Source organism: Stenotrophomonas lacuserhaii, assembly GCF_014836545.1.
GTDB classification, from domain to species: domain Bacteria; phylum Pseudomonadota; class Gammaproteobacteria; order Xanthomonadales; family Xanthomonadaceae; genus Stenotrophomonas; species Stenotrophomonas lacuserhaii.
On sequence record NZ_JACSQS010000015.1, the window covers coordinates 77,923 to 99,228 of the forward strand.

Consider the following 21,306-nt stretch of genomic DNA (forward strand, 5'->3'; position numbering starts at 1 on the left):
TTCGACTCGTTGTAAAGTGCGTTGCGCGTTGCTGGATGCTGCGGCGGTCATGCGCGGGCGGCCGGCCTGGTCCACTGCCTGGCCGTCATTTCGGCATAGCCGAATGCCGCTTCGTAGCTGGGTCCGGCAACCCACGCGCTGAGGAAATGGACACCGCGTACGGGGAACCCGTGGTGGAACGTGTGGCCCTTCAGGCTGGTGCCGACCATGGCGCCGTAGCCCGAACCCTCGGTGTTGTTGGTGAACCGGGCATAGGTATGCGGCGTCGCCACTTCGGTGTGGAGCACGTGCCCGCACAGCGCGGGCGCCTGGCGTAGCAACCGCTCCTTCAGCGTCGCCGCAGCGCGGACCTTCTTCTCCCGATAGGCGGGCGTGCGCCGCTGCGGCCAGTGCGCGGCCGAGTCAAGCACGTTCAGGCACAACACGTTGCCGCCCCGCGCATCCAGCGCCCGGTAATTGGTGACCTCCATGGGCGAGCACTGCCAATACGCATGTTCGCTGGCAGCCTCGCCGGCACCCACCTGCGTCGCGGTCCTGCGCGCGCTGAATGCCGCAGACGGGTCGTCGGCGAACAGCATCGATTCGGTGTGGGGAAGTCCCAGCGTGGATGGGTCCACGTCGGTGACCAGGTAGACCGTGGTGGTCGAACGCGCAGGCTTGAGCGCGGCCAGCCTGCCGACCGTGTCCTCCAACGCCACCTCCTCGCCGAACAGGTTGCCCGCAGCGTAGTGGGGGGATGCGTTGATGTAGACCTGGTCGGCATGAAACACGCCACGCCGGGTGCGCACCCCGGTGACATGTCCGCTCCCATCGGTGAGCACCTGCTCGACTGCCGTGCCGAGCAGCAGTTGACCACCGGCATCGATCACCTGCTGCGCCAGCAGGTTGGACAGGTGCTGCGAGGAGCCGGTGACGTAGGCATTGCCCCGACACAAGGTGGCATACACCACGTGCAGGTAGTACAGGTAGCCGAGATCCTCTGGATAGCCGCCCACATAGATGCCCGGGGCGGCCAGCAGTTCGACCAGGAAGGGATCGTCGACCAGCTCGGCCAAGCCTTCGTAGACGGTTCTGGATTTCAGGTGGCGGTGGGCATGTCGCAGCTGTGCCATGTCCGGTTCGAAGCTGCCGTCCTGCATCTGGAACTGATAATAGCCATTGCGGCCATGTGTCAGCACATGCTCGAAGAAGGCAGCGATGCCCGCCTCCTGGCCAGGGAAGCGTGCGGTCAGCAAGGCTTGAACGCCGGCCGCATCATTGGGCAGTACCAGGCTCTGCTCGGCACGGCGGGCGCAGAAATAGTCAGCCGGCCGCACCAGCCCAAGCTCTGCCTCCAGGCCCAGGCTTCGCAGGATCCGCAGCAGGTTGCCTTCCTCGTCCATGCCGCTGAGCTTGTGCAGGCTGCAGTCGAACGTCGCCTCCAGGCGCGGGCGTGAGAACGTGGACGCATAGCCGCCGGCGACAATGTGCTTGTCGATCAGCAGCAGCCGCGCGGAGGGATCCTGCTTCACCAGCAGGGCCGCACAGGCCAGGCTGGTGATTCCGGTGCCCACGAAGATGGCGTCCCAGCGCTGCTGTGTCATCAGCGCAGGCCCAGTTTGTCCATCCACGCATAAAGCGCGGAGAAACGTTCGAGGTTCAAGCGGGCGTTGTGCTCGGAGCGCCACACCGCTTCGATCGCCGCGGGATTGTCTGGCTGGACCGGGAATTCGAACGAGGTGTGCAGCGCGATCTCCGGATTGTAGGTGTACATGTCGATCAGCCGCGGGAAGATCTGCCGGGACATCGCACGCACCTGTTCGACCTCCTCCGCGCTGGCGGTTTCGAAGTAGGATTCGGCGATCCAGCGACCGAAGGCGATATGCCGTGCTTCGTCGTGATGGTGTGCGCGGAACAGGGTGCGGGTCATCGGCTCCACGTCCGGACCCTGGGTCGTATGCATCGCGCCCATCTCCGCCACCCATTCCAGCAGCAGGGTGAACAGCACGCCCACCGGTGGTGCCATGGCCGGCAGCGTGTCGGTGAGCAGCGAATACAGTCCCTGCGGCGGCTGGAAAAGCGGCAGGCCGGCCTTGGCCATGAAGCGCTTGAAGGTCAGCGTATGGACGATTTCCTCCTTGGAGAACACCATCAGGTATTCCTGCAGCTCCGGCGCGATGCGTGCGTGGTCGCGGGTGATGTAACCCATGTACAACGGTGGCAGGGTCTGTTCCAGCCAGATGAACATGGAGATGTCGCGCGCTGTTTCCAGCCAGGCCAGTTCGAGCCGGTTGGCCTCGGTCAATGCCCCGGCGAAGGGCGTGCCGGCGATCCACAGGTGGTCCAGGTTCTTCGGCGCGATGCCTTTGTCGATCGGCTCATTCCACGGCAGTACCGTGGCGTGGTCCATCGTATCCAGGTGCGAGGCTTCGCTGAGGCGGAGCACTTTCCCGATCCGGGACGGGGCGATGGTGAGCGTGGTTTCTGTCTGCATGGTGGTTCCTTTGAGGCGCTTTGGTCAGGCAGGAAACAACACCCGGTCAAGCCGGTGCCTGCGCTGCCTGGGTAAGTTCCACGATGTAGTCGCAAAGCGCCTGGAGCGTGCCGATGTTGCGGCTGGCGAATGCCTTGGGATCCATCGCCACGCCAAGCTTCTTTCTCACCACCACCTGCATTTCCACGAAGTCCAGGCTGTCCAGGTCCAGGCCTTCGATGGTGCTCTCCAAGGTGATGTTCTCGATCTCGTCATCCTTCAGTTCCAGGATCAGCTCGCGGATGACGTTGAATACGGATTCAGTGGTGTTCATGGGTATCTTTCTCCTGTGGGTGGGCCAGTTTCCGGATCATCAGGCCCAAGGTGATGGTCATGACGTGGCGCTGCTGCAGGTGTACGCCGAGATCCAGCGTGCCCACTGCTTCATCGTCACTTTCGACCAGGTCGATGTTGTCGATCTGGTAATCGACGACGGGGGGAAGCGCGCCGGCGCAGCAGAGTTCGCCGGCAAATACGGTCTGGTGCGTGGTCTGCACCAGCAGGTGCGAGCTCAGGTCCTGGATGTGCTCGAGCTGTTCGTCCAGGCGCAAGGCCGGTCCAAGCCGATCGAATGCGGTGCACAGGCGGTACCGGATGAAGTCACCGAATACCAGCGCATCCAATGCGACCCATTGATCCAGCTGCTTGCCGAGGCCGTCTTCGAAGTGGCGCAGCCAGGCTTCGGTTTCGCCGACCGGAAGGGTGATGCGGCGCGCGTCGGACTCCCAGGCAGGCGGTTCGATACGGCGTGCACTGCCGATGAAATGCTCCGCAGCGCCCGTGCAGGGGCGCAGCTTGAATCCGGTCCGGTCCACGCGATGGAGCAGCGCCAGGCTGACGTCGCGGTCACGCAGGACAGGCGCCTTCAACAGTGTCTTGAAATGGATCCAGGGGGCGGCGTCCTGCCCTGGCTCCGCCGCCGCCGCCCGGCCCAGCGCTTGCTTGATCGGCAGCATCGCCAGCATGCCGTGGACCACCACGTCGGCGGCATTCATGCGCAGGGCGGCTTCACGGTCGAAATGGATGGGGTTGCGATCGCCCGAGAGCCGCGCCCAGGCTTCGATGTCCTGGCTGTCGAAACGAAGGTCCATGCTTACTCCGCCCGGGCGATCATCACGCCCGCGTTGGCGCCGCCGAAGCCGAAGCTCAGGTTCAAGGCGTTGTGGATGTCCTGGTCGTGCAGGTGCTGGTTGGCCACGTAATTCAGGTCGCACTCGGGGTCGGGGCGGTCCAGGTGGATCGTCGCGGGGATGGTGCGATGCTCGATGGCCTTCAGGCACAGCACCGCCTCCAGCGCGCCGGCCGCACCGATCAGGTGGCCGGTATAGGACTTGGTGCTGGACATCGGGATCGCATGCGCGGCCTGGCCCAATGCCTCCTTCACCGCCTTGGTTTCGTTGACATCATTGAGCGGCGTGGAGGTGCCATGCAGGTTCACGTAGCCGATGTCTTCGGGTGCCACGCCAGCCTGCACGCACACCTGGCGGATCACCTGCACACGCGCCTGCATGTCCTCGGCCGGTGCGGTCATGTCGTAGGCGTCGGAGAAATTCGCGTAGCCGGTGATCTCGCCGAGGATGCGGGCGCCACGCTGCCGTGCCAGTTCGTAGTCCTCCAGGCACAGCACGGCTGCGCCTTCGGAAAGCACGAAGCCGCTGCGGTCCTGGCTGAACGGACAGCAGGCGCGACGGATGTCGTCCTGCTCCTTGCTCAGGGCCTGGATCACATCGACCGACCAGACGTTGAACTGTTCTTTCAACGACTCGCTGCCGCCGGCCAGCATGACCTTGGCGCGCCCGCTACGGATGGCCTCGTAGGCTTCGCCGATGGCGATGGTGCCCGTCGCGCAGGCGGCCACCGGGCTGTTCTGCACGCCGCGGAAGTTCCAGTTCATGGTGACACCGGCGGTTGCCGCGTTGCACATCGACATGACCGTAGCGAACGACGTCGCCACGCCGGTCTGGCGGTAGTCATTGTTGTTGGCGTTGGCGGTATCCAGGCCTCCCCAGCCGGTGCCGAGCATCACGCCACGGTCGAACGCCGTGCAGATGTCGTCGAGACCGGTGTCGCCGAATGCCATGCCGATCGCCTCCTCGGCCGCGACCAGGCAGTACTTGGCGAACAGCGGCAGCATCTTGGAGGTCTTCTTCGGGAACGGCCGCATCTGCTCGCGTCCGAAGTCATCGATGAAGCCGAAATAGCGCGCAGTAATGGCTGGATCATCGTGGGTGTATCGCTTGTAGCCCACGCGGTAGGCCATGATCGCTTGCCATATCGCATCGGCGTTGGCGCCCATCGAACTGATGGCGCCGTATCCGGTGATGGCGACGCGGCGCGGGGGCGGGGTAACGGGCATATCCATGGTGCTGGTCTCCTGCAGCAAGGGGCATGGGAGGTCGCCGCGTGATGGCGGCAATCGGGTATCAGGCATCTGCAAAGGCGCGTTCCACGACGTAGTCGCCGGGGCGACCGCGTCCTGGCGAAACGGCGAAGCCACGGGCATCGAGCAGGGCGCGTGTTTCTGCCAGCATTGCCGGCCCGCCGCAGATCATTACCCGGTCGCTGCCGGGCGAAAGCGCAGGCAGGCCAATGTCATCGCAAAGCCGGTTGTTGGCGATCAGGTCGGTAATGCGCCCCTGGTGCAGGAAGGGCTCGCGGGTGACAGTCGGGTAATACACCAGTTTCGAACGGACCGCCTCGCCGAGATAATCATGGCGCGGCAACTCCTCCTGGATGTATTCGCGATAGGCGAGGTCGGCCGCTCTTCGCACGCCGTGTACGAGCACCACTTTTTCAAATGCGGCGTAGGTTTCCGGGTCGCCTGCCAGGCCAAGGAATGGGGCCAGTCCGGTGCCAGTGCAGAGCAGGTAAAGCACCCGGCCTGGCCGCAGGTCGGAAAGAATCAACGTGCCGGTCGGTTTATTACCCACCAGCACTCCATCGCCAGGCTGCAGATGCTGGAGTTCAGTGGTGAGCGGGCCGCCGGGCACCTTGATGCTGAAGAACTCCAGATGCTCTTCATGGCTCGGACTGGCCAGGCTGTAGGCGCGCATCAGCGGGCGCCCTTGCCGTTGCAGTCCCACCATCACGAACTGGCCAGTTTCAAACCGGAACGAGGGTGAGCGGGTCGTGGTGAAACTGAAAAGGCTGTCATTCCAATGGCGAACGGCGAGGACGCTTTCTACCCTGTTTGATTTTCCTGCAGCCGGTGTCGACTTATCTTCCAGTGCCGGAAGGGCGTGGGTCGCATGCTGCGCAACGTCGGAGGCATTCATTCAAACTGTGACCGCGTGAATGTAGGAAGTGCGACCTTAGTTGTGGAGTAGCGCAGCGGGTGTGCGGTCGGTCACAGTGTTAATCGTCAACGTATAGACATAATGTTAAAGGCGTCATCTCTGTGTTTTTGATTTCATAAAGTGTCGCAACGCGATCGGCATTTTGTTTGGAAAGTTATGATGGCCGGAGCCCGTTTGTTGCGAACGCGACATTGTGCGGGGCAGGCGGTAGTGGTTTCCGTGCAACGTCGTCGGCAATGCCTGTCGAGCCTCTTCACCCGACGCAATCGACAGGATCACCAGCGCACGACATGTGTCCCGCTACGCTTGGGCCAACACGTAACTCCCTGTCGGAAAGGAATGTCATGATCAAGTGGGCCATCATCTTCGCCATCATCGGCCTCATCGCCGGTGCCCTCGGCTTCGGCGGCATCGCCGGCGCGTCGGTCGGCATCGCAAAGTTCCTGTTCTGGGCGGGCATCATCATCGCCGTGGTGCTGTTCCTGCTCGGCATGACGATCGCCAAGAAAGTGACCTGATCGGTCCTTTGGCGTTCGTGCAATGAAAAAGCCGCATCGGTGACGATGCGGCTTTTTGATAGGGCGGGGATCAGCCGATGCCGGGCCTGTTGAGCACCGCTTCCACGTGGTGCCCGTCGGGATCGATGAGGAAGGCCGCGTAGTAGTGGGGGCCGTAATCGGGGCGGGGGCCGGGCGCGCCATTGTCCTGGCCGCCAGCGGTAACACCGTCACGATGGAAGGCATCAACTGCCTCCTGCGATGTCGCGGCAAACGCGATGTGGGAGCCGTCACGCGGCAGGGCGGCATCGTCAGTGAGGTTGAGCAGCAACAGGTCCTGGTCGTCGACCAGGCCATACCCGATGGACTGCTCGCCGTCGAAGACGCGGCGATAACCCAGTGCGCCGAGGGCGGCGTCGTAGAAGCGGCCGGCGCGGGTGAGGTCGCCTACGCCAAGAGAAAGATGGTGGAACATCGGACATCGCTGTGGGATCGGACAGCGAGCATAGCGGTGGCTCGGCTTCGGCGCTGCCACGGGTGCAGCGCTGGCTGCTTCTCGTTTTGCAGATTCATCCGTTTCATGTGGTCTGCCGCGTGGTGGCGAAAGCTTATCGCCACCTGCGGACCTGACTGCGCGGGCGGCCCGCCTCAGGCGGCCGGCACGAACGGCGGCGGCGGCTGGTTGGTCATTCCCCAGAACATGCCGAGCTCCTGCACCGCGGATACGAATTCATCGAAGGCGAGCGGCTTGACCACGAACGCATTCACGCCCACCTCGTAGCTTTTCACCAGATCGCGGTCCTGGCGGGAGGCGGTCAGCATCACCACCGGGGTATGTCGTAGCGCCACATCGCCACGGATCTCGGCAAGCACTTCCAGGCCATTCAACTTCGGCAGCTTCAGGTCCAGCAGCACCACCACCGGCCCGCCGTGATGTTGCCCGGCGTAGCGTCCGGTGCTGCGCAGGTAATCCAGCGCATCTTGGCCATCGCGCACGTGGATGACGGGATTGAGCAACTGGCAGCGTGCCAGTGCGGCGATGGTCAGCTCTGCGTCCTGCAGGCTGTCTTCTACGAGCAGTATCGGTCGCAGGTCTCTCATGCAGCGTCCTTCAGGATCGAGTCGCCAGCGTCACGGGTCTGGCGTGGGGGGGCGCATAGATTTGCATGAGGCCGGCTCGCTGTCAGTACTCCGATGAACGGTTAATATTAACGCTTCAGGATGCGCGTTCAGGCTGTTCTGTGATGCGCCTCCCACCCTGAACTTCCCGGTGAGTCAAATGCGTCAGAATCACGCGGGTTTAACCGTCGCGTCGACAAATTGACGGGGCGCGAAGGGTCGGCAGGGGGACTCTGCACGGAGGCGAAAGCCTGCGTAGGCGTGCCCCCCCCACACACAGGACTCACTCATGGAGCTCATGATTGCGCTGCTCGGCATCGCCGCAGCCTTTGCCTCGACGCTGGTCGTGCTGCAGGCGGCCACCCTGGTATGGAAGAAGCTGCGCGTGCGGCGCGATGCCATCAGGAGATCGATTGCCTGATGCGTGCTGTCCGTTATGCGTATGAAAAAGCCCGCCGATGGCGCGCGTCTCCGTTGGTGTCGGCCTGGGCGGCATTCCGTTATGCCCTGACCGGCGACACCGGGTATTTCCGCTCCCATGCGGGCTGGAGGCTGTCGCGCATCCATCGTGGTTCGCTGCAGGAAGACGAGTGAAGCAATAAACGAAAAAGCCCGGAAACCCTTGAATTGCTGGGGTTTCCGGGCTCTCGCGGACCTTCTCGGTCCAATCAATGGTGGAGGTGGGCGGAATTGAACCGCCGTCCGAAGGCACTCCATCCCCAGCTCTACATGCTTAGCTCACCGTTGAGTCTCGTCCCGGAACAGCACGGTGTGCGAAGCACATCCCGGAACAAGCCTGTTGCGTTCTAGTGCTGGACTGACAGGCAGCCGCCCAGCTCGATTCCATGATAATGACTCTACGCTGCGAGCATGGACACAAGCAGTTTCGAGGCTCCGCCTAAGTCGGCAGAAGGTCTAACTCAACAGCTTTTAGGCTGCGAGTGCGACCGGAGCGTAGTTGTCGTCGTTGGCAACTAGAGTTTTGCAGCTGGATTTACGAGGAAAGCTACCCCCTCGGCATGCGCCAAGCGACTTCACAACCCCCGTCGAAACCAATGCACCCCCGGTTTCAAACAAGTGCCTGCAAGTACTGGCCCGGTTCCGATGACTTGGAGCAGGGCTGCCCAACGCCAATGATGCTACGCCAATCCGGCTGAACAGTCACGCAAACGCGCGTTTTTCCGGTAGCAAGCGTGCATCTTGAACTGTTAACGTCTTCCCGACCTCTTTGCGACGCCCGCCGGGCGAGCATGGGGACTGGCTCTGCAGGCGAGGTTACAGGTGGACGTAAGCAACAAGCGCAGCCTTCGGCAGTTGGTCGGCCCGGTGGGAATGGGCTACCTGCGCAGGGCCGTGCCGCCGCCGTGGGTGTGGACGGCGCTGGTTGCGTTGGTGGCGGCCGGGTGCCTGATCGAACTGCCGGTGACGGCGGCTGCGGCCTTGGTGGCCAGTGCGGTGGTGGTGCACTGGCCACGCCGCAAGCGACCCTCGCTGGGCTATTGGCGGCTGCTGGGCCTGCTGTTGTTGGCGGTGCTGGCGTGGGCGCCGGAGCCGGACGTTCTGTCCCAATGGTTCGAGCATGGCTTGGCGATCGCGCTGCTGGCGTTGGCCATGGTGAGCGCACTGACCCACGTGCTGCAGGCGCGTCGGTTGTCGCGCCGTCTCCAGCAGGCGGCCGATGCGATGGACGACTCGCGGCTGCTGGCGTTGCTGCCGGGCGAAGCGGCGACGCTGGCCAATCGCTGGCGCGCGGGTGATGACAGTCATGCTGACGAGCTGGCCGTGGTGATGCACCTGGCGGTGATGCACGCGGCGTTGTCGCCGCGCAAGCAGGGTGGGGCGGTGGACGTCTGAGGGGGAGGGGCGGGAGGGCGTGATGACCAACGTCCGTCACCCACCGAAGCGACGCGTTGACGGCCAGCGGCCGTCACTACCGGACCAGTCACTACCGGACCAACCCGGGTGGTAGCGCCGAGCCATGCTCGGCGAGCGTAGCGGCACGGGCGACAGAAACAGCGTGACGACCAACGGTCGTCACCCACCCCAATAGCACGGGCGGTCAGGCGTCTCGGTTGCCGCGGCGCATGACCCGCGACTTTTCAATCGCCCATTCGCGGTCCTTGGCGGCGTCACGCTTGTCGTGGTCCTGCTTGCCCTTTGCCAGCGCCACTTCCAGCTTGATCTTGTTCTTGCTCCAGTACATCGCGGTGGGGACGATGGTGTAGCCATCGCGCTCCACCTTGCCGACCAGCTTGTCGATCTCGCTCCGATGCAGCAGCAGCTTGCGCTCGCGGCGGTCTTCGGCCACCACGTGGGTGGACGCCTGGATCAACGGGGTGATCTGCGCGCCGATCAGGAAGATCTCACCCTGCTTCACATAGGCATATGCGTCCACGATGTTGCCGCGGCCTGCACGGATCGATTTCACTTCCCAGCCCTGCAGGGCGAGGCCCGCCTCGAAGCGCTCCTCGATGTGGTACTCGTGCCGGGCACGCTTGTTCAACGCGATGGTTTTGTTGGCCGTCGCGTTCTTTGCTTTATCCTTGCTGCTGTTCTTGCTCATTCCCGTATTGTCTCCGATTCGGGCCCGCCCGGTCGATCACCTGCAGCCGAACCTGAAATGCCTACCATCCGTCGAAGCGCCCTGGTTGAACACTCCGCGGCGCGCATGTTTGATCTGGTCAACGATATCGCCGCCTATCCGCGTCGCTTCCGTTGGTGTTCGGCCGCGCAGATCCTGGAAGAGGGCGACCAGCGCCTGGTCGCCCGCCTGGACCTTGGACTGGGCTCGTTCTCGACCTGGTTCATGACCGAGAACACCCTGGTACGACCTGCATCCATCGACATGAAGCTGCGCGATGGTCCCTTCAAGCGCCTGCATGGGCGTTGGGACTTCCATTCGCTGGCCGAAGACGCCTGCAAGGTCAGCCTGGAACTTGAATTCGAACCGAAGTCCCGGTTGCTGGCGCCGGCGCTGGCGCTGGGGTTCCAAGGGTTGGCCGACCGCATGGTCAACGATTTCGTGCGCGTGGCTGACGAGCAGGAATGAGCGGGTGATCCGGGTGCAGGTGGTGCTGGCCTGGCCGGAGCGGGTGCTTGATCGCACGCTGGAGCTGGCTGAAGGCGCTACGGTGGCCGAAGCCATCGCAGCTGCGGCGCTGGAAGGCGGCCACGCATGCCCGGCGGTGGCGGTTCACGGCGTCATGGCGCGTGCCGATCAGGTGCTGCAGGACGGCGACCGGGTAGAGCTGCTGCGCCCGCTGCTGGCCGACCCGAAGGACAACCGTCGGCGACGGGCGAAGGCGCAGCCCAGGTAGGTGGGGTCGGCAAGGCTGTGACGACCAACGGTCGTCACCCACCGGGTTCAGCATCACCCATCAGGCTGGGCATCACCCACCAGAATCAGGCTGGAGCGGTTTGACGGCCAGCGGCCGTCACTACCGGGTCAGCCGCCGCCGCCCTTCTTCTTTTCCTTCGGCAGGTTGCGGCCGAACTGACGCACGGTCTGGGTGGCCAGCTTGGAATCCTGGGCCGGGAAGTAATCGCCTTCCCAGCGGGTGACCGCATCGTTTTCGAAGTACACGGTGAAGTTCTTCGTTTCGGTACGGCCCACGCGATCAATGCGCTGGCTGGCCATGTAGTCCCAGCGCTGGGCATGGAACGGGTCGGCCACCGAGGGGGTGCCCAGCAGGGCGTTGACCTGCTGCTTGCTCTGCCCGACCTGCAGCTTGGACACGGCATCTTCCCGGACCAGGTTGCCCTGATAGATGGGTTGCTTATAGATGATGCCGCAGCCCGTGGTGGACAGGGCAACGGCGGCGACCAGCAGGAGATTGCGCATCGGGAATCGCGTTTGGGGAAATCGATCCGATGATACACTCCCGGCGTGCCACCGCGACCCAATCCGAGGCAGCTGGCGCTAAATCGCCAATGAACGGAGACATATGGAAACCCACGACCTGCGCAAAGTCGGCCTGAAGGTGACCCATCCGCGGATGCGGATCCTGGCGTTGCTGGAACAGCGCAATGCCCAGAACCACCAGCACCACATGACCGCCGAAGACATCTACCGCCAGTTGCTGGAGCACGGTGATGAGATCGGCCTGGCCACGGTTTACCGTGTCCTGACCCAGTTCGAGGCCGCCGGCCTGGTGCTGAAGCACAATTTCGAAGGCGGCCAGGCCGTCTATGAGCTGGACCGCGGCGGCCACCACGACCACATGGTGGACGTGGATTCGGGCAACGTGATCGAGTTTGAAAGTGCTGAAATCGAAGAGCTGCAGCGCAAGATCGCAGCCGATCACGGGTATGAGCTGGAGGAGCACTCGCTGGTTCTCTATGTGCGCAAAAAGCGCCGCTGAACCCTGGCATGAGCGTTGACGAAAAACCCCGGGCGCGCCCGGGGTTTTTCGTTCAGGCCCGGGGCGGCCGCAGCGGCGGGCGCAGGAGCGTGACGACCAACGGTCGCCATCCACCGAGCGGTAGCGCCGCCCCATGGTCGGCGAGCGCCGCGGGCCGGGACGTCCAGCATTCCGCCGAGCATGGCGCGGCGCTACCGAAGCGGGGCGAGCGCAGCGGCCGTCGGGCGGCCCGCCCGCAGGTCAGCCCGCCAGCAGCTTCCTGGCCGCCGCGCGTGCTTCCTTGCTGACTTCCACCCCGCCCAGCATGCGCGCCAGTTCTTCTTCGCGCGCCTTGGTGTCCAGCTTTTCCACCGCGCTCTGGGTCATGCCCTCCACCGGCGCCTTGCTGACCCGGTAATGCGCGTGGCCCTTCGACGCGACCTGCGGCAGGTGGGTGACGCACAGCACCTGGCGCTTCTCTCCAAGCGCGCGCAGCTTCTGCCCGACAATGTCGGCCACCGCGCCGCCGATGCCCGAATCGACTTCGTCGAACACCATGGTCGGCACTGCATCCAGGTCCAGCGCGGCCACTTCGATGGCCAGCGAGATACGCGAAAGCTCGCCCCCGGAGGCCACTTTGCGCAGGGGGCGCGGCGGCTGGCCGGCATTGGCGGCCACCAGGAACTCCACCCGTTCGGCGCCCTGCGGATCCGGCTTGGCCAGGTCCTGCGGTTCCAGCTGGATCAGGAACTGGCCGCCGCCCATGCCCAGTTCGGCGATCAGCCCGGTGGTGGTAGTGGATAGTTCGGCCGCTGCGCGCTGGCGCCCGGCGCTGAGCACCGCCGCCTGTTCGCGCCAGGCGGTCGCGGCCTTTTCGATTTCGCCGGCCAGCTTCTGCAGGCGCACGTCAGCCCCCCGCAGCTGCTCGACTTCGGCCTGCATCCGGTCACGCTGGGCGGCCAGATCTTCCATCGGCACGCGGTGCTTGCGGGCCAGGTCATGCAACCGGCCCAGTCGGCGCTCGTTGTCTTCGAACTGCTCCGGGTCGGCGTCCAGGTCATCGTGCACGCGGTCCAGCAGGCTCAGCGCTTCCTGCAACTGGATGCTGGCGCTGTCGATCAGCGCATCCACCTCGCCCAGCCGGGCATCGTGTTCGATCATCCGTCCCAGGTCGCCGCGCACCTGCGCCAGCAGCCCCAGCGCGGAGGCGTCGTCATCCCCGTTGATGCGGGTGGTGGTGGTATCGCAGGTGGTCAGCAGGGCGCTGGCGTGAGCCTGGCGGCGATGGCTGGCGCCAAGCGCGATGATCGATTCCGGTTCCAGATCTTCGCGTTCCAGCTCGCGCAGCTGGTGTTCCAGGAAGCCGATGCGGTCGCTGACATCGCCCTGCTGGGACAGCGCGGCGGCTTCGTCGACCAGCGTCTGCCAGCCGGCCGCAGCCGCGCGTACGGCGCGGCGCTGCTCGGCGTTGCTGGCATAGGCATCCAGCAGGGCCAGCTGCGAAGGCCGGGTCAGCAGCGCCTGCTGTTCGTGCTGGCCGTGGATTTCCACCAGCAGGCCGGCCAGTTCAGTGAGCTGGGAAATGGTCACCGGGCGGCCGTTGATCCAGGCCCGCGAGCCACCGTCGGCGCGGATCACCCGGCGCAGCTGGCATTGTTCGTCGTCGTCCAGTTCGTTGTCGGCCAGCCAGCGGCGGGCGCCGGCCAACTGCTCCAGGGCGAACTCGGCCGACAACTCGGCGCGCGGGGCGCCGTGGCGCACCACGCCGCTGTCGGCGCGCAGGCCGGACAGGAAGCCCAGCGCGTCCACCATCAGCGATTTGCCCGCGCCGGTTTCGCCCGATACCACGGTCATGCCGGGGCCGAACTCCAGTTCAGTGGCGCGGACAACGGCGAAATCCTTGATTGATAAGTGTCTGAGCATGGTCCAGTAGGTCTCTCAAGCCGCGCAACGCTAGCACGCACGGTGGCGTGCACCAATGACTTGCCAAGCGTCCTTCCCGGCATTATCTAGGAGGGGAGTCTCACAGGCTGATCCAATGCCGCCGTCTTTCGACCAACTTGCCCCACGTTCGCGGCACCTGCTGCGTACCCTGATCGCCCGCCACATCCAGGATGGCGAGCCGGTCGGGTCGGCAACGCTTGCGCGCACGGCAGGGCTGGATGTCAGCGCGGCCACCATCCGCAACATCCTGGGCGACCTGGAAGACCTGGGGTTGCTCAGTTCGCCACATACCTCGGCCGGGCGCATTCCCACCGCGCACGGCTACCGGGTGTTCGTGGACAGCCTGGTGCAGATGCATCCGCCGGGCGAGCAGGACCTGAGCCGCCTGCGCAGCGAGCTGGCCAGTGGCGCTGGCACCCAGGCGCTGCTCGGCAGTGCCTCCGAGCTGCTGTCGGCGATGAGCCGTTTCGTCGGCGTGGTCAGTGCGCCCACGCGCGAGCAGTTCGCCTTCCGCCAGATCGATTTCGTGGCGCTGGACGCCCATCGCGTGCTGGCGATCGTGGTGTTCGCCGACAGCGAAGTGCAGAACCGGGTGATCGAGGCCCGCAGGCCCTGGGAGCCGGGCGAGCTGGAGCAGGTCGCCAACTACCTGAACAGCCATTTCGCCGGGCTGCCGGTGGCGCAGATCCGCCGTCGCCTGCTGCACGAGCTGCGTGATACCCGCAGCGAGATGGAACAACTGCTGGCGCACAGCATCGAGCTGGCCGAGCAGGCCCTGCAGCCGCCGGCCAACGACATGCTGGTGGCCGGCCAGACCCGCCTGATGGGCGTGCAGGACCTGTCCGACCTGGAACGGCTGCGCGAGCTGTTCGAGCTGTTTTCGAGCAAGCGCGAGATCCTGCAGCTGCTGGAGCGCACCATCCAGGCGCCGGGCGTGCGCATCTTCATCGGCGAGGAAACCGGCGTGGTGCCGTTGGAGGGCGTCTCGCTGGTCACAGCGCCGTATACCGCCGATGGGCAAGTACTGGGCGTGCTGGGGGTGATCGGGCCGAAGCGGATGGCCTACGACCGGATGATCCCGCTCGTACAGGCCACCGCCGAGGTGCTCGGGGCGGCCTTTTCGCCGGGATCGGGCAACGCGATGACCCGCGGCGCTTGAAACGCAGTTTCCCGCCCACACTAGGTGGGATGGAGGCGGGGAGTCACCGCCAGGGAAACGCACATGAACCAAGATCATCACGATATCGAATCCAACCCGGCCGCCGACGAGGCCGCCACGGCCCACCACGACCAGCTGGAGCAGCTGCGCGGTGAGCTGGAGCAGGTCAAGGCCGATGCGCTGCGTGAGCGCGCCGACCTGGACAACCAGCGCAAGCGCATGACCCGTGACGTGGAACAGGCCCGCCGTTTCGCCAATGAAAAGCTGCTCGGCGAGCTGTTGCCGGTGTTCGACAGCCTGGACGCCGGCCTGAAGGCCGCAGGCGAGGACGCCAGCCCGCTGCGCGACGGCCTTGAAATGACCTACAGGCAGCTGTTGAAGGTGGCCGCGGACAACGGACTGGCGCTGCTGGACCCGACCGGACAGCCCTTCAACCCCGAACACCACCAGGCGATCAGCCAGGTCGACGCCAACGGCGCCGCCCCGGGCAGCGTGGTTCAGGTGTTCCAGAAGGGTTACCTGCTCAACGACCGCCTGCTGCGCCCGGCGCTGGTGGTGGTCGCGCGCGACTGACCACGGATCGGGAAAGCCGGTACCGCCGGGCATGGCCCGGCGCTGCCAGGATCCTGAATCGTGGAATACAGCGTCCCGGGATGGCTTGAATGTTCCACGAGCCTCCCCCACATCCCATTCATACACCGGCTGCGGCCGGATTAACCGAATAATCTTCAGGAGTCCCCCATGGGCAAGATCATTGGTATCGACCTCGGCACCACCAACTCGTGCGTGGCGATCATGGACGGCGGCAAGGCCCGCGTCATCGAAAACTCGGAAGGCGATCGCACCACCCCGTCGATCGTGGCCTACACCAAGGACGGCGAAGTCCTGGTGGGTGCCTCGGCCAAGCGCCAGGCGGTCACCAATCCGAAGAACACTTTCTACGCGGTGAAGCGCCTGATCGGCCGCAAGTTCACCGACGCCGAAGTGCAGAAGGACATCGCCCACGTTCCGTACGGCATCCTGGCCCACGACAATGGCGATGCCTGGGTGTCCACCAGCGATGCGCGCAAGATGGCGCCGCAGGAAATCTCCGCCAAGGTGCTGGAGAAGATGAAGAAGACCGCCGAGGATTATCTCGGTGAGAAGGTCACCGAAGCGGTCATCACCGTGCCGGCGTACTTCAACGACAGCCAGCGCCAGGCCACCAAGGACGCAGGTCGCATCGCCGGCCTGGACGTCAAGCGCATCATCAACGAGCCGACCGCGGCCGCGCTGGCCTATGGCCTGGACAAGGGTGACAACAAGGACCGCAAAATCGTGGTCTACGATCTGGGCGGCGGCACCTTCGACGTGTCGGTGATCGAGATCGCCAACGTCGACGGTGAAAAGCAGTTCGAAGTGCTGGCCACCAACGGTGATACCTTCCTGGGCGGCGAAGATTTCGACAACCGCGTCATCGAATACCTGGTCGAAGAGTTCAACAAGGACCAGGGCATCGACCTGCGCAAGGATCCGCTGGCCCTGCAGCGCCTGAAGGACGCTGCCGAGCGCGCCAAGATCGAGCTGTCCAGCGCCCAGCAGACCGAAGTCAATCTGCCGTACGTGACCGCCGATGCGTCCGGCCCGAAGCACCTGAACATCAAGCTGACCCGCGCCAAGCTGGAGTCGCTGGTGGACGAGCTGATCCGCAAGTCGATCGAGCCGTGCCGCGTTGCGTTGAATGACGCCGGCCTGCGTTCGAGCGACATCAGCGAGGTCATCCTGGTCGGTGGCCAGACCCGCATGCCGAAGGTGCAGCAGGCGGTGACCGAGTTCTTCGGCAAGGAACCGCGCAAGGACGTCAACCCGGACGAAGCCGTGGCACTGGGTGCGGCGATCCAGGGCGGCGTGCTCGGCGGTGACGTCAAGGACGTGCTGCTGCTGGACGTGACCCCGCTGTCGCTGGGTATCGAAACCATGGGCGGTGTGTTCACCAAGATCATCGAAAAGAACACCACCATCCCGACCAAGGCCTCGCAGGTGTTCTCCACCGCCGAGGACAACCAGTCGGCGGTGACGGTGCATGTGCTGCAGGGTGAGCGCGAGCAGGCCCGCTTCAACAAGTCGCTGGCCAAGTTCGACCTGTCCGGCATCGAGCCGGCACCGCGCGGCCTGCCGCAGGTGGAAGTGTCCTTCGACATCGACGCCAACGGCATCCTGCACGTGTCGGCCAAGGACAAGAAGACCAACAAGGAACAGAAGGTCGAGATCAAGGCCGGTTCGGGCCTGTCCGAGGACGAGATCGCGCGGATGGTGGCCGATGCCGAAGCCAACCGCGAAGAAGACAAGAAGTTCCAGGAGCTGGTGCAGGCCCGCAACCAGGCCGACGCGCTGATCCACGGCACCCGTTCGGCGATCACCGAACACGGCAGCAAGGTCGGTGGCGATGTGATCGGCAAGGTCGAGGCCGCACTGGCGGACCTGGAAACGGCGATGAAGGGTGATGACAAGGCGCAGATCGAGTCGCGCTCGAAGGCACTGGAAGAAGCCGGTCAGGCACTGTTCGCTGCCGCTTCGGCCGGTGACCAGGGCGGCGCCCCGGGGGCCGACGCCGGCGCCGGTGCCAAGCACGACGACGTCGTCGATGCCGAGTTCACCGAAGTAAAGGACGACAAGAAGTCCTGATCCAGACCGACGCGGGACGTTGCCTTGCGCAGCGTCCCGTCGTCGCATCAGGGTCCTGGCCGCCGCAAGGCGAGTCGGGGCGCCCGACGCAGGAGCGGACCTTGTCCGCTTTTCTGCTTTGACGAATCCCGACGTACCGGAAAGCGATCCACTCCATGAGCAAGCGCGATTATTACGAAGTCCTGGGCGTTGCCCGCACTGCCACTGATGAAGAGCTGAAGAAGGCCTACCGCCGCTGTGCGATGAAGCACCATCCCGATCGCAACCCGGGTGATGCGGCCGCCGAAGCGGCGTTCAAGGAGTGCAAGGAAGCCTACGAAACCCTGTCCGACGACAACAAGCGCCGGATGTACGACGCCCACGGGCATGCTGCGTTCGAACACGGCATGGGCGGTGGCGGCGGTGGTCCGGGTGGTCCGGACATGAATGACATTTTCGGCGACATCTTCGGCAATATTTTCGGAGGTGGCGGTGGCCCACGCCAGGCACGTCGCGGGGCCGACATCGGTTACGTGATGGAGCTGGACCTGGAAGAAGCGGTGCGGGGCATCGAGCGCCGCATCGAGATCCCGACCCTGGCCGAGTGCGGCGACTGCGATGGCAGCGGTTCGGAAGACGGCAAGGTGGAAACCTGCAGCGTCTGCCATGGCCGTGGCCAGGTGCGCATCCAGCGCGGCATCTTCGCGATGCAGCAGGCGTGCCACCACTGCAACGGGCGCGGGCAGACCATCGCCCAGCCGTGCAAGACCTGCCACGGCAATGGCCGCGTGGAAGAAGACAAGGTGCTCTCGGTCAAGGTGCCTGCCGGCGTGGATACCGGCGACCGCATCCGCCTGGCCGGTGAAGGCGAAGCCGGTCCAGCCGGCACCCAGCCGGGCGATCTTTACGTGGAAGTGCGGGTGCGCGAGCACGCCATCTTCCAGCGCGATGGCGATGACCTGCACTGCGAAGTGCCGATCCGTATTTCGCAGGCCTCGCTGGGCGACAGCATCCGCGTGGCCACGCTGGGCGGTGAGGCGGAGATCCGCATTCCCGCCGAAACCCAGACCGGCAAGCTGTTCCGCCTGCGCGGCAAGGGCGTGCGTTCGGTGCGCAGCCGCAGCGAAGGCGACCTGTACTGCCGCGTGGTGGTGGAAACCCCGGTCAACCTGACGCCGGACCAGCGCAAGCTGATGGAACAGTTCGAAGCCACTTTTGTCGGCGAAGACGCCCGCAAGCACTCGCCGAAGTCGGCGACGTTCATCGATGGCGTCAAGGGTTTCTGGGACCGGATGACGTCCTGACGCCCGGTAGTGACGGCCGTTGGCCGTCCTGCCCTTGCGCTTCCGGTGGGTGACGACCGTTGGTCGTCACGGGCGTAAAATGAAGGGATGAGCGAATCCCTCGAAAACCACCTGGTCCACGGCCGTCGCCAGCGCCCGGACGGCCCCTCGCCGGTCGATGTCATTTCGGTCCAGTCCCAGCTTGTCTACGGCCACGCCGGCAACAGCGCCGCAGCACCTCCGCTGCGCGCACTGGGCCTGCGCGTGGCAGAAGTGCCGACCACGCTGCTGAGCAACGCCCCGTTCTATGACACCACCCGCGGGCGCGTGCTGCCGGCGGACTGGTTTGCCGACCTGCTGCGCGGTGCCAGCGAACGCGGCCTGCCGCAGCGGGCGCGGATGCTGGTGTCCGGCTACTTCGGCAGCGTCGACAACGGCGCGGCGTTCGCGGACTGGCTGGATCAGACCCTGCCGCCGTGCCCGCAACTGCGTTACTGCCTGGATCCGGTGATCGGCGATACCCACACCGGTCCCTACGTCGAACCCGGCCTGGAAAAAGTGTTTGCCGAGCGCCTGCTGCCGCACGCCTGGCTGGTCACGCCCAATGCGTTCGAACTGGGCCGCCTGACCGGCATGCCCGCGCTGGCGCAGGACGACGCCATTGCTGCCGCCCGCGTGCTGCTGGGCCGTGGGCCGACGTGGGTGTTGGCGCACAGTGTTTCCGGGGACGGGGGCGAACTGGTGACGCTGGCGGTGAGCGCATCCGGCATCTGGCGCTGGACCTCGCCGCTGTTGCCGGTGGACGTGGCCGGCACTGGCGATGTGCTGATGGCCTTGATCGTGGCGTTCCTGCTGCGCGGCGAGGACATGCAGCAGGCGATAGGCCGCGCCGTGTCGGGCACCCATGCGGCACTGGAAGCGACGCTGGCCAACGGCCACGAAGAGTTCGACGTGCATGCCGCCGCACCCGCTGCGCTGGCGCAGCCGCACCGGTTCGCCGTGGAGCAGCTGGAATGAGCGCGTCGCCGCAGGTGATCGGTATCGTCGGCAGTGCGGGCGCCTACGGCCGCTGGCTGACCCGGTTCTTCGAAGAACACATGCAGCTGCAGGTGATCGGCCATGATCCTGCCGACGCCGCCTCGCACACGCCAGGGCAGTTGCTGGAACAGGCCGACGTGCTGTTGTTCTCGGCGCCGATCCGGCATACGCCCGCGCTGATTGCCGAGTACGTGCAGGCATCGGCGGGTCGCGAGGCGGGTCGATTGTGGCTGGACGTCACCTCGGTGAAAGAGGCCCCGGTGCAGGCGATGCTGGCTTCGCAGGCGGACGTCGTGGGCCTGCATCCGATGACCGCGCCGCCCAAATCGCCGACATTGAAGGGCAGGGTGATGGTGGTCTGCGAAGCCCGCGTGCAGCGCTGGCAGCCGTGGCTCAATGAACTGTGCGCGGCCCTGCAGGCCGAGTGCGTGCGTGCCACGCCGGCCCACCACGACAAGGTGATGGCGCTGGTGCAGGCGATGGTGCATGCGGGGCACCTGGCGCAGGCCGGGGTGCTGCGCGGCTATGCGGCCGAACTTGGCGACCTTTCCGCGCTGCTGCCGTATCGCTCGGCGTCCTTCGAGCTGGATACGGCGATCATCTCGCGGATCCTGTCGTTGAACCCGGCGATCTACGAGGATATCCAGTTCGGCAATCCGCACGTGGCGCCGATGCTGGAGCGCTTGATCGGCCAGCTGCAGCAGTTGCAGGTGCAGGTGCAGCAGGGCGACGACGCGGCACGCGCGGGGTTTCGCCAGCAGATGTTGCAGGCCAATCGTGATGCGTTCGGCGAACAGGTGCTTGCCGATGGCAACTACACCTTTGAGCGCGTGGGTTACCTGCTGGCCGACCTGACCGAACGCCAGTCGTTGTCGGTGCATCTGCCCGAAGATCGTGCCGGATCGCTGCGCGCGTTGCTGCACGTGTTCGAGCAGCACCAGGTCAGCCTGGCCTCGATCCATTCTTCGCGCACGCCCGGTGGCGAAGTCCATTTCCGAATCGGTTTCGTGCCCGGCAGCAGCGACATGGCGATCGCCGCAGCGGCGGCCGAAGTGGACGACAGCGGGATCGGTCGGGTACTGACACGCTGACGGTTTCATCCACAGGCGGTGTGGATGGTTCTCACACAAACATGTGGATAACAGGCCGCAGCCCTTGCGGCCAAACGCTGTCAAGATGGGTGGCGAAAATTACGCCACCAGGTGTCGAGGTTTTCTGACAGGCGGGCATTGGTAGCGCCGACCCATGGTCGGCGGAATGTTCCCGCCAACGGCCCGCTGCGCTCGCCGACCATGGGTATGCCGGTCGTCCTGACCGGCACCCTGCGGGCCGTCGCAGGCGACGTTGGCAGCGGCCCCTGCCGCCGCCTTCGGCGCTACCGCTTTTCCTTTTTTTTCATTACGCGGCGTGCAGCCACCGGAACCTGTCGAAGGGCCGGGCGGTGGGGCTGGGTGGGGGCGTTGAGCGCCATGGAT

Annotated in this window: 24 protein-coding genes and 1 other RNA gene; 13 read left to right on the forward strand and 12 right to left on the reverse strand. The window is 65.0% G+C overall.

The window, feature by feature from the left end:
• Nucleotides 1–47: 47 nt before the first annotated feature.
• The 6 genes from H9654_RS13675 to H9654_RS13700 form a co-directional block, all read right to left on the reverse strand.
• The gene (locus H9654_RS13675) at nucleotides 48–1,583 is read right to left on the reverse strand and encodes a phytoene desaturase family protein (RefSeq protein ID WP_191771278.1); all 1,536 of its coding nucleotides are present in this window, start codon (nucleotides 1,581–1,583) and stop codon (nucleotides 48–50) included.
• The gene (locus tag H9654_RS13680; RefSeq protein ID WP_191771279.1) at nucleotides 1,583–2,473 is read right to left on the reverse strand and encodes a diiron oxygenase; all 891 of its coding nucleotides are present in this window, start codon (nucleotides 2,471–2,473) and stop codon (nucleotides 1,583–1,585) included. The genes H9654_RS13675 and H9654_RS13680 overlap by 1 nt, the downstream gene beginning before the upstream one ends.
• A gap of 46 nt (nucleotides 2,474–2,519) precedes the next feature.
• Entirely contained in the window at nucleotides 2,520–2,786 is a 267-nt protein-coding gene (locus H9654_RS13685; protein ID WP_101098427.1) for an acyl carrier protein, read from the reverse strand.
• A complete protein-coding gene (locus H9654_RS13690) occupies nucleotides 2,773–3,603 on the reverse strand; it encodes a MaoC family dehydratase (protein ID WP_191771280.1) in 831 nt (276 codons plus the stop codon). The genes H9654_RS13685 and H9654_RS13690 overlap by 14 nt, the downstream gene beginning before the upstream one ends.
• 2 nt (nucleotides 3,604–3,605) lie before the next feature.
• The gene (locus tag H9654_RS13695; protein WP_191771281.1) at nucleotides 3,606–4,874 is read right to left on the reverse strand and encodes a beta-ketoacyl-[acyl-carrier-protein] synthase family protein; all 1,269 of its coding nucleotides are present in this window, start codon (nucleotides 4,872–4,874) and stop codon (nucleotides 3,606–3,608) included.
• Nucleotides 4,875–4,935: 61 nt separating this feature from the next.
• Nucleotides 4,936–5,787, reverse strand: a complete 852-nt coding sequence (locus H9654_RS13700; protein WP_191771282.1) for a ferredoxin--NADP reductase — start codon at nucleotides 5,785–5,787, stop codon at nucleotides 4,936–4,938.
• Nucleotides 5,788–6,152: 365 nt separating this feature from the next.
• Between H9654_RS13700 and H9654_RS13705 the strand changes: the two genes are divergently transcribed.
• Nucleotides 6,153–6,326: a DUF1328 domain-containing protein gene (locus H9654_RS13705; protein ID WP_042612362.1), complete on the forward strand. Its 174-nt coding sequence runs from the start codon at nucleotides 6,153–6,155 to the stop codon at nucleotides 6,324–6,326.
• A 70-nt stretch (nucleotides 6,327–6,396) separates the two neighbouring features.
• Here the strand turns inward: H9654_RS13705 and H9654_RS13710 are convergent, their stop codons facing one another.
• Nucleotides 6,397–6,780, reverse strand: coding sequence for a VOC family protein (locus H9654_RS13710; protein WP_191771283.1), 384 nt, complete (start codon nucleotides 6,778–6,780; stop codon nucleotides 6,397–6,399).
• Nucleotides 6,781–6,953: 173 nt separating this feature from the next.
• Nucleotides 6,954–7,406, reverse strand: coding sequence for a response regulator (locus H9654_RS13715; RefSeq protein ID WP_191771284.1), 453 nt, complete (start codon nucleotides 7,404–7,406; stop codon nucleotides 6,954–6,956).
• A 307-nt stretch (nucleotides 7,407–7,713) separates the two neighbouring features.
• Between H9654_RS13715 and H9654_RS17905 the strand changes: the two genes are divergently transcribed.
• Together H9654_RS17905 and H9654_RS13720 are read left to right on the forward strand one after the other, a co-directional pair.
• Nucleotides 7,714–7,845, forward strand: coding sequence for a hypothetical protein (locus H9654_RS17905; protein ID WP_263615087.1), 132 nt, complete (start codon nucleotides 7,714–7,716; stop codon nucleotides 7,843–7,845).
• On the forward strand, nucleotides 7,845–8,018 hold the full coding sequence (locus H9654_RS13720; RefSeq protein ID WP_157825016.1) for a hypothetical protein: 174 nt from the start codon (nucleotides 7,845–7,847) through the stop codon (nucleotides 8,016–8,018). The genes H9654_RS17905 and H9654_RS13720 overlap by 1 nt, the downstream gene beginning before the upstream one ends.
• A gap of 78 nt (nucleotides 8,019–8,096) precedes the next feature.
• On the opposite strand, the gene ssrA is transcribed toward H9654_RS13720, so the two are convergent.
• Nucleotides 8,097–8,489: a transfer-messenger RNA gene (ssrA, locus tag H9654_RS13725) on the reverse strand.
• 267 nt (nucleotides 8,490–8,756) lie between these two features.
• On the opposite strand from ssrA, the gene H9654_RS13730 reads away from it, so the two are divergent.
• Nucleotides 8,757–9,278, forward strand: coding sequence for a hypothetical protein (locus tag H9654_RS13730; RefSeq protein ID WP_191771297.1), 522 nt, complete (start codon nucleotides 8,757–8,759; stop codon nucleotides 9,276–9,278).
• Nucleotides 9,279–9,483: 205 nt separating this feature from the next.
• Here the strand turns inward: H9654_RS13730 and smpB are convergent, their stop codons facing one another.
• Nucleotides 9,484–9,987: an SsrA-binding protein SmpB gene (smpB, locus tag H9654_RS13735; protein ID WP_042612310.1), complete on the reverse strand. Its 504-nt coding sequence runs from the start codon at nucleotides 9,985–9,987 to the stop codon at nucleotides 9,484–9,486.
• Nucleotides 9,988–10,044: 57 nt separating this feature from the next.
• On the opposite strand from smpB, the gene H9654_RS13740 reads away from it, so the two are divergent.
• Together H9654_RS13740 and H9654_RS13745 are read left to right on the forward strand one after the other, a co-directional pair.
• On the forward strand, nucleotides 10,045–10,473 hold the full coding sequence (locus H9654_RS13740; RefSeq protein WP_191771285.1) for a type II toxin-antitoxin system RatA family toxin: 429 nt from the start codon (nucleotides 10,045–10,047) through the stop codon (nucleotides 10,471–10,473).
• Between the two features lie 4 nt (nucleotides 10,474–10,477).
• Nucleotides 10,478–10,741: an RnfH family protein gene (locus H9654_RS13745; RefSeq protein WP_101099725.1), complete on the forward strand. Its 264-nt coding sequence runs from the start codon at nucleotides 10,478–10,480 to the stop codon at nucleotides 10,739–10,741.
• A gap of 128 nt (nucleotides 10,742–10,869) precedes the next feature.
• Here the strand turns inward: H9654_RS13745 and H9654_RS13750 are convergent, their stop codons facing one another.
• A complete protein-coding gene (locus H9654_RS13750) occupies nucleotides 10,870–11,265 on the reverse strand; it encodes an outer membrane protein assembly factor BamE (protein ID WP_042612307.1) in 396 nt (131 codons plus the stop codon).
• Between the two features lie 103 nt (nucleotides 11,266–11,368).
• Here H9654_RS13750 and fur point away from each other — a divergent pair, with 103 nt between their 5' ends.
• Nucleotides 11,369–11,785 carry a ferric iron uptake transcriptional regulator gene (gene fur, locus H9654_RS13755; protein ID WP_042612306.1) on the forward strand — a complete coding sequence of 139 codons (417 nt, stop codon included), beginning with the start codon at nucleotides 11,369–11,371 and terminating at the stop codon, nucleotides 11,783–11,785.
• Nucleotides 11,786–12,025: 240 nt separating this feature from the next.
• Here the strand turns inward: fur and recN are convergent, their stop codons facing one another.
• Nucleotides 12,026–13,687 (reverse strand): DNA repair protein RecN, encoded by a 1,662-nt coding sequence (gene recN, locus H9654_RS13760; protein ID WP_191771286.1) that lies wholly within the window; start codon nucleotides 13,685–13,687, stop codon nucleotides 12,026–12,028.
• 115 nt (nucleotides 13,688–13,802) lie between these two features.
• Between recN and hrcA the strand changes: the two genes are divergently transcribed.
• The 6 genes from hrcA to H9654_RS13790 all read left to right on the forward strand — a co-directional run bounded on the left by hrcA (nucleotide 13,803) and on the right by H9654_RS13790 (nucleotide 20,922).
• Nucleotides 13,803–14,867 carry a heat-inducible transcriptional repressor HrcA gene (gene hrcA / locus H9654_RS13765; RefSeq protein WP_191771287.1) on the forward strand — a complete coding sequence of 355 codons (1,065 nt, stop codon included), beginning with the start codon at nucleotides 13,803–13,805 and terminating at the stop codon, nucleotides 14,865–14,867.
• 63 nt (nucleotides 14,868–14,930) lie between these two features.
• A complete protein-coding gene (grpE, locus tag H9654_RS13770) occupies nucleotides 14,931–15,440 on the forward strand; it encodes a nucleotide exchange factor GrpE (RefSeq protein WP_101099729.1) in 510 nt (169 codons plus the stop codon).
• A gap of 168 nt (nucleotides 15,441–15,608) precedes the next feature.
• A complete protein-coding gene (gene dnaK, locus H9654_RS13775) occupies nucleotides 15,609–17,531 on the forward strand; it encodes a molecular chaperone DnaK (protein WP_042612302.1) in 1,923 nt (640 codons plus the stop codon).
• A gap of 155 nt (nucleotides 17,532–17,686) precedes the next feature.
• Nucleotides 17,687–18,814 (forward strand): molecular chaperone DnaJ, encoded by a 1,128-nt coding sequence (gene dnaJ, locus H9654_RS13780; RefSeq protein WP_191771288.1) that lies wholly within the window; start codon nucleotides 17,687–17,689, stop codon nucleotides 18,812–18,814.
• An 87-nt stretch (nucleotides 18,815–18,901) separates the two neighbouring features.
• Nucleotides 18,902–19,810 (forward strand): pyridoxal kinase, encoded by a 909-nt coding sequence (gene pdxY / locus H9654_RS13785; protein ID WP_191771289.1) that lies wholly within the window; start codon nucleotides 18,902–18,904, stop codon nucleotides 19,808–19,810.
• Nucleotides 19,807–20,922 (forward strand): prephenate dehydrogenase, encoded by a 1,116-nt coding sequence (locus H9654_RS13790; RefSeq protein WP_191771290.1) that lies wholly within the window; start codon nucleotides 19,807–19,809, stop codon nucleotides 20,920–20,922. Before pdxY ends, H9654_RS13790 begins: the two co-directional genes overlap by 4 nt.
• Nucleotides 20,923–21,306 lie beyond the last annotated feature (384 nt).

Excerpts from the sequence above, each read along its gene's own strand:
- dnaJ (WP_191771288.1), top strand. The coding sequence starts at position 17,687 with ATGAGCAAGCGCGATTATTACGAAGTCCTGGGCGTTGCCCGCACTGCC.
- H9654_RS17905 (WP_263615087.1), top strand. The coding sequence starts at position 7,714 with ATGGAGCTCATGATTGCGCTGCTCGGCATCGCCGCAGCCTTTGCCTCG.
- H9654_RS13675 (WP_191771278.1), bottom strand. The coding sequence starts at position 1,583 with ATGACACAGCAGCGCTGGGACGCCATCTTCGTGGGCACCGGAATCACC.
- H9654_RS13740 (WP_191771285.1), top strand. The coding sequence starts at position 10,045 with ATGCCTACCATCCGTCGAAGCGCCCTGGTTGAACACTCCGCGGCGCGC.
- H9654_RS13700 (WP_191771282.1), bottom strand. The coding sequence starts at position 5,787 with ATGAATGCCTCCGACGTTGCGCAGCATGCGACCCACGCCCTTCCGGCA.
- H9654_RS13750 (WP_042612307.1), bottom strand. The coding sequence starts at position 11,265 with ATGCGCAATCTCCTGCTGGTCGCCGCCGTTGCCCTGTCCACCACGGGC.
- H9654_RS13705 (WP_042612362.1), top strand. The coding sequence starts at position 6,153 with ATGATCAAGTGGGCCATCATCTTCGCCATCATCGGCCTCATCGCCGGT.
- H9654_RS13710 (WP_191771283.1), bottom strand. The coding sequence starts at position 6,780 with ATGTTCCACCATCTTTCTCTTGGCGTAGGCGACCTCACCCGCGCCGGC.
- H9654_RS13695 (WP_191771281.1), bottom strand. The coding sequence starts at position 4,874 with ATGGATATGCCCGTTACCCCGCCCCCGCGCCGCGTCGCCATCACCGGA.
- hrcA (WP_191771287.1), top strand. The coding sequence starts at position 13,803 with ATGCCGCCGTCTTTCGACCAACTTGCCCCACGTTCGCGGCACCTGCTG.
- H9654_RS13680 (WP_191771279.1), bottom strand. The coding sequence starts at position 2,473 with ATGCAGACAGAAACCACGCTCACCATCGCCCCGTCCCGGATCGGGAAA.
- dnaK (WP_042612302.1), top strand. The coding sequence starts at position 15,609 with ATGGGCAAGATCATTGGTATCGACCTCGGCACCACCAACTCGTGCGTG.
- H9654_RS13720 (WP_157825016.1), top strand. The coding sequence starts at position 7,845 with ATGCGTGCTGTCCGTTATGCGTATGAAAAAGCCCGCCGATGGCGCGCG.
- smpB (WP_042612310.1), bottom strand. The coding sequence starts at position 9,987 with ATGAGCAAGAACAGCAGCAAGGATAAAGCAAAGAACGCGACGGCCAAC.
- H9654_RS13685 (WP_101098427.1), bottom strand. The coding sequence starts at position 2,786 with ATGAACACCACTGAATCCGTATTCAACGTCATCCGCGAGCTGATCCTG.
- H9654_RS13715 (WP_191771284.1), bottom strand. The coding sequence starts at position 7,406 with ATGAGAGACCTGCGACCGATACTGCTCGTAGAAGACAGCCTGCAGGAC.
- pdxY (WP_191771289.1), top strand. The coding sequence starts at position 18,902 with ATGAGCGAATCCCTCGAAAACCACCTGGTCCACGGCCGTCGCCAGCGC.
- H9654_RS13730 (WP_191771297.1), top strand. The coding sequence starts at position 8,757 with ATGGGCTACCTGCGCAGGGCCGTGCCGCCGCCGTGGGTGTGGACGGCG.
- grpE (WP_101099729.1), top strand. The coding sequence starts at position 14,931 with ATGAACCAAGATCATCACGATATCGAATCCAACCCGGCCGCCGACGAG.
- H9654_RS13690 (WP_191771280.1), bottom strand. The coding sequence starts at position 3,603 with ATGGACCTTCGTTTCGACAGCCAGGACATCGAAGCCTGGGCGCGGCTC.
- recN (WP_191771286.1), bottom strand. The coding sequence starts at position 13,687 with ATGCTCAGACACTTATCAATCAAGGATTTCGCCGTTGTCCGCGCCACT.
- fur (WP_042612306.1), top strand. The coding sequence starts at position 11,369 with ATGGAAACCCACGACCTGCGCAAAGTCGGCCTGAAGGTGACCCATCCG.
- H9654_RS13790 (WP_191771290.1), top strand. The coding sequence starts at position 19,807 with ATGAGCGCGTCGCCGCAGGTGATCGGTATCGTCGGCAGTGCGGGCGCC.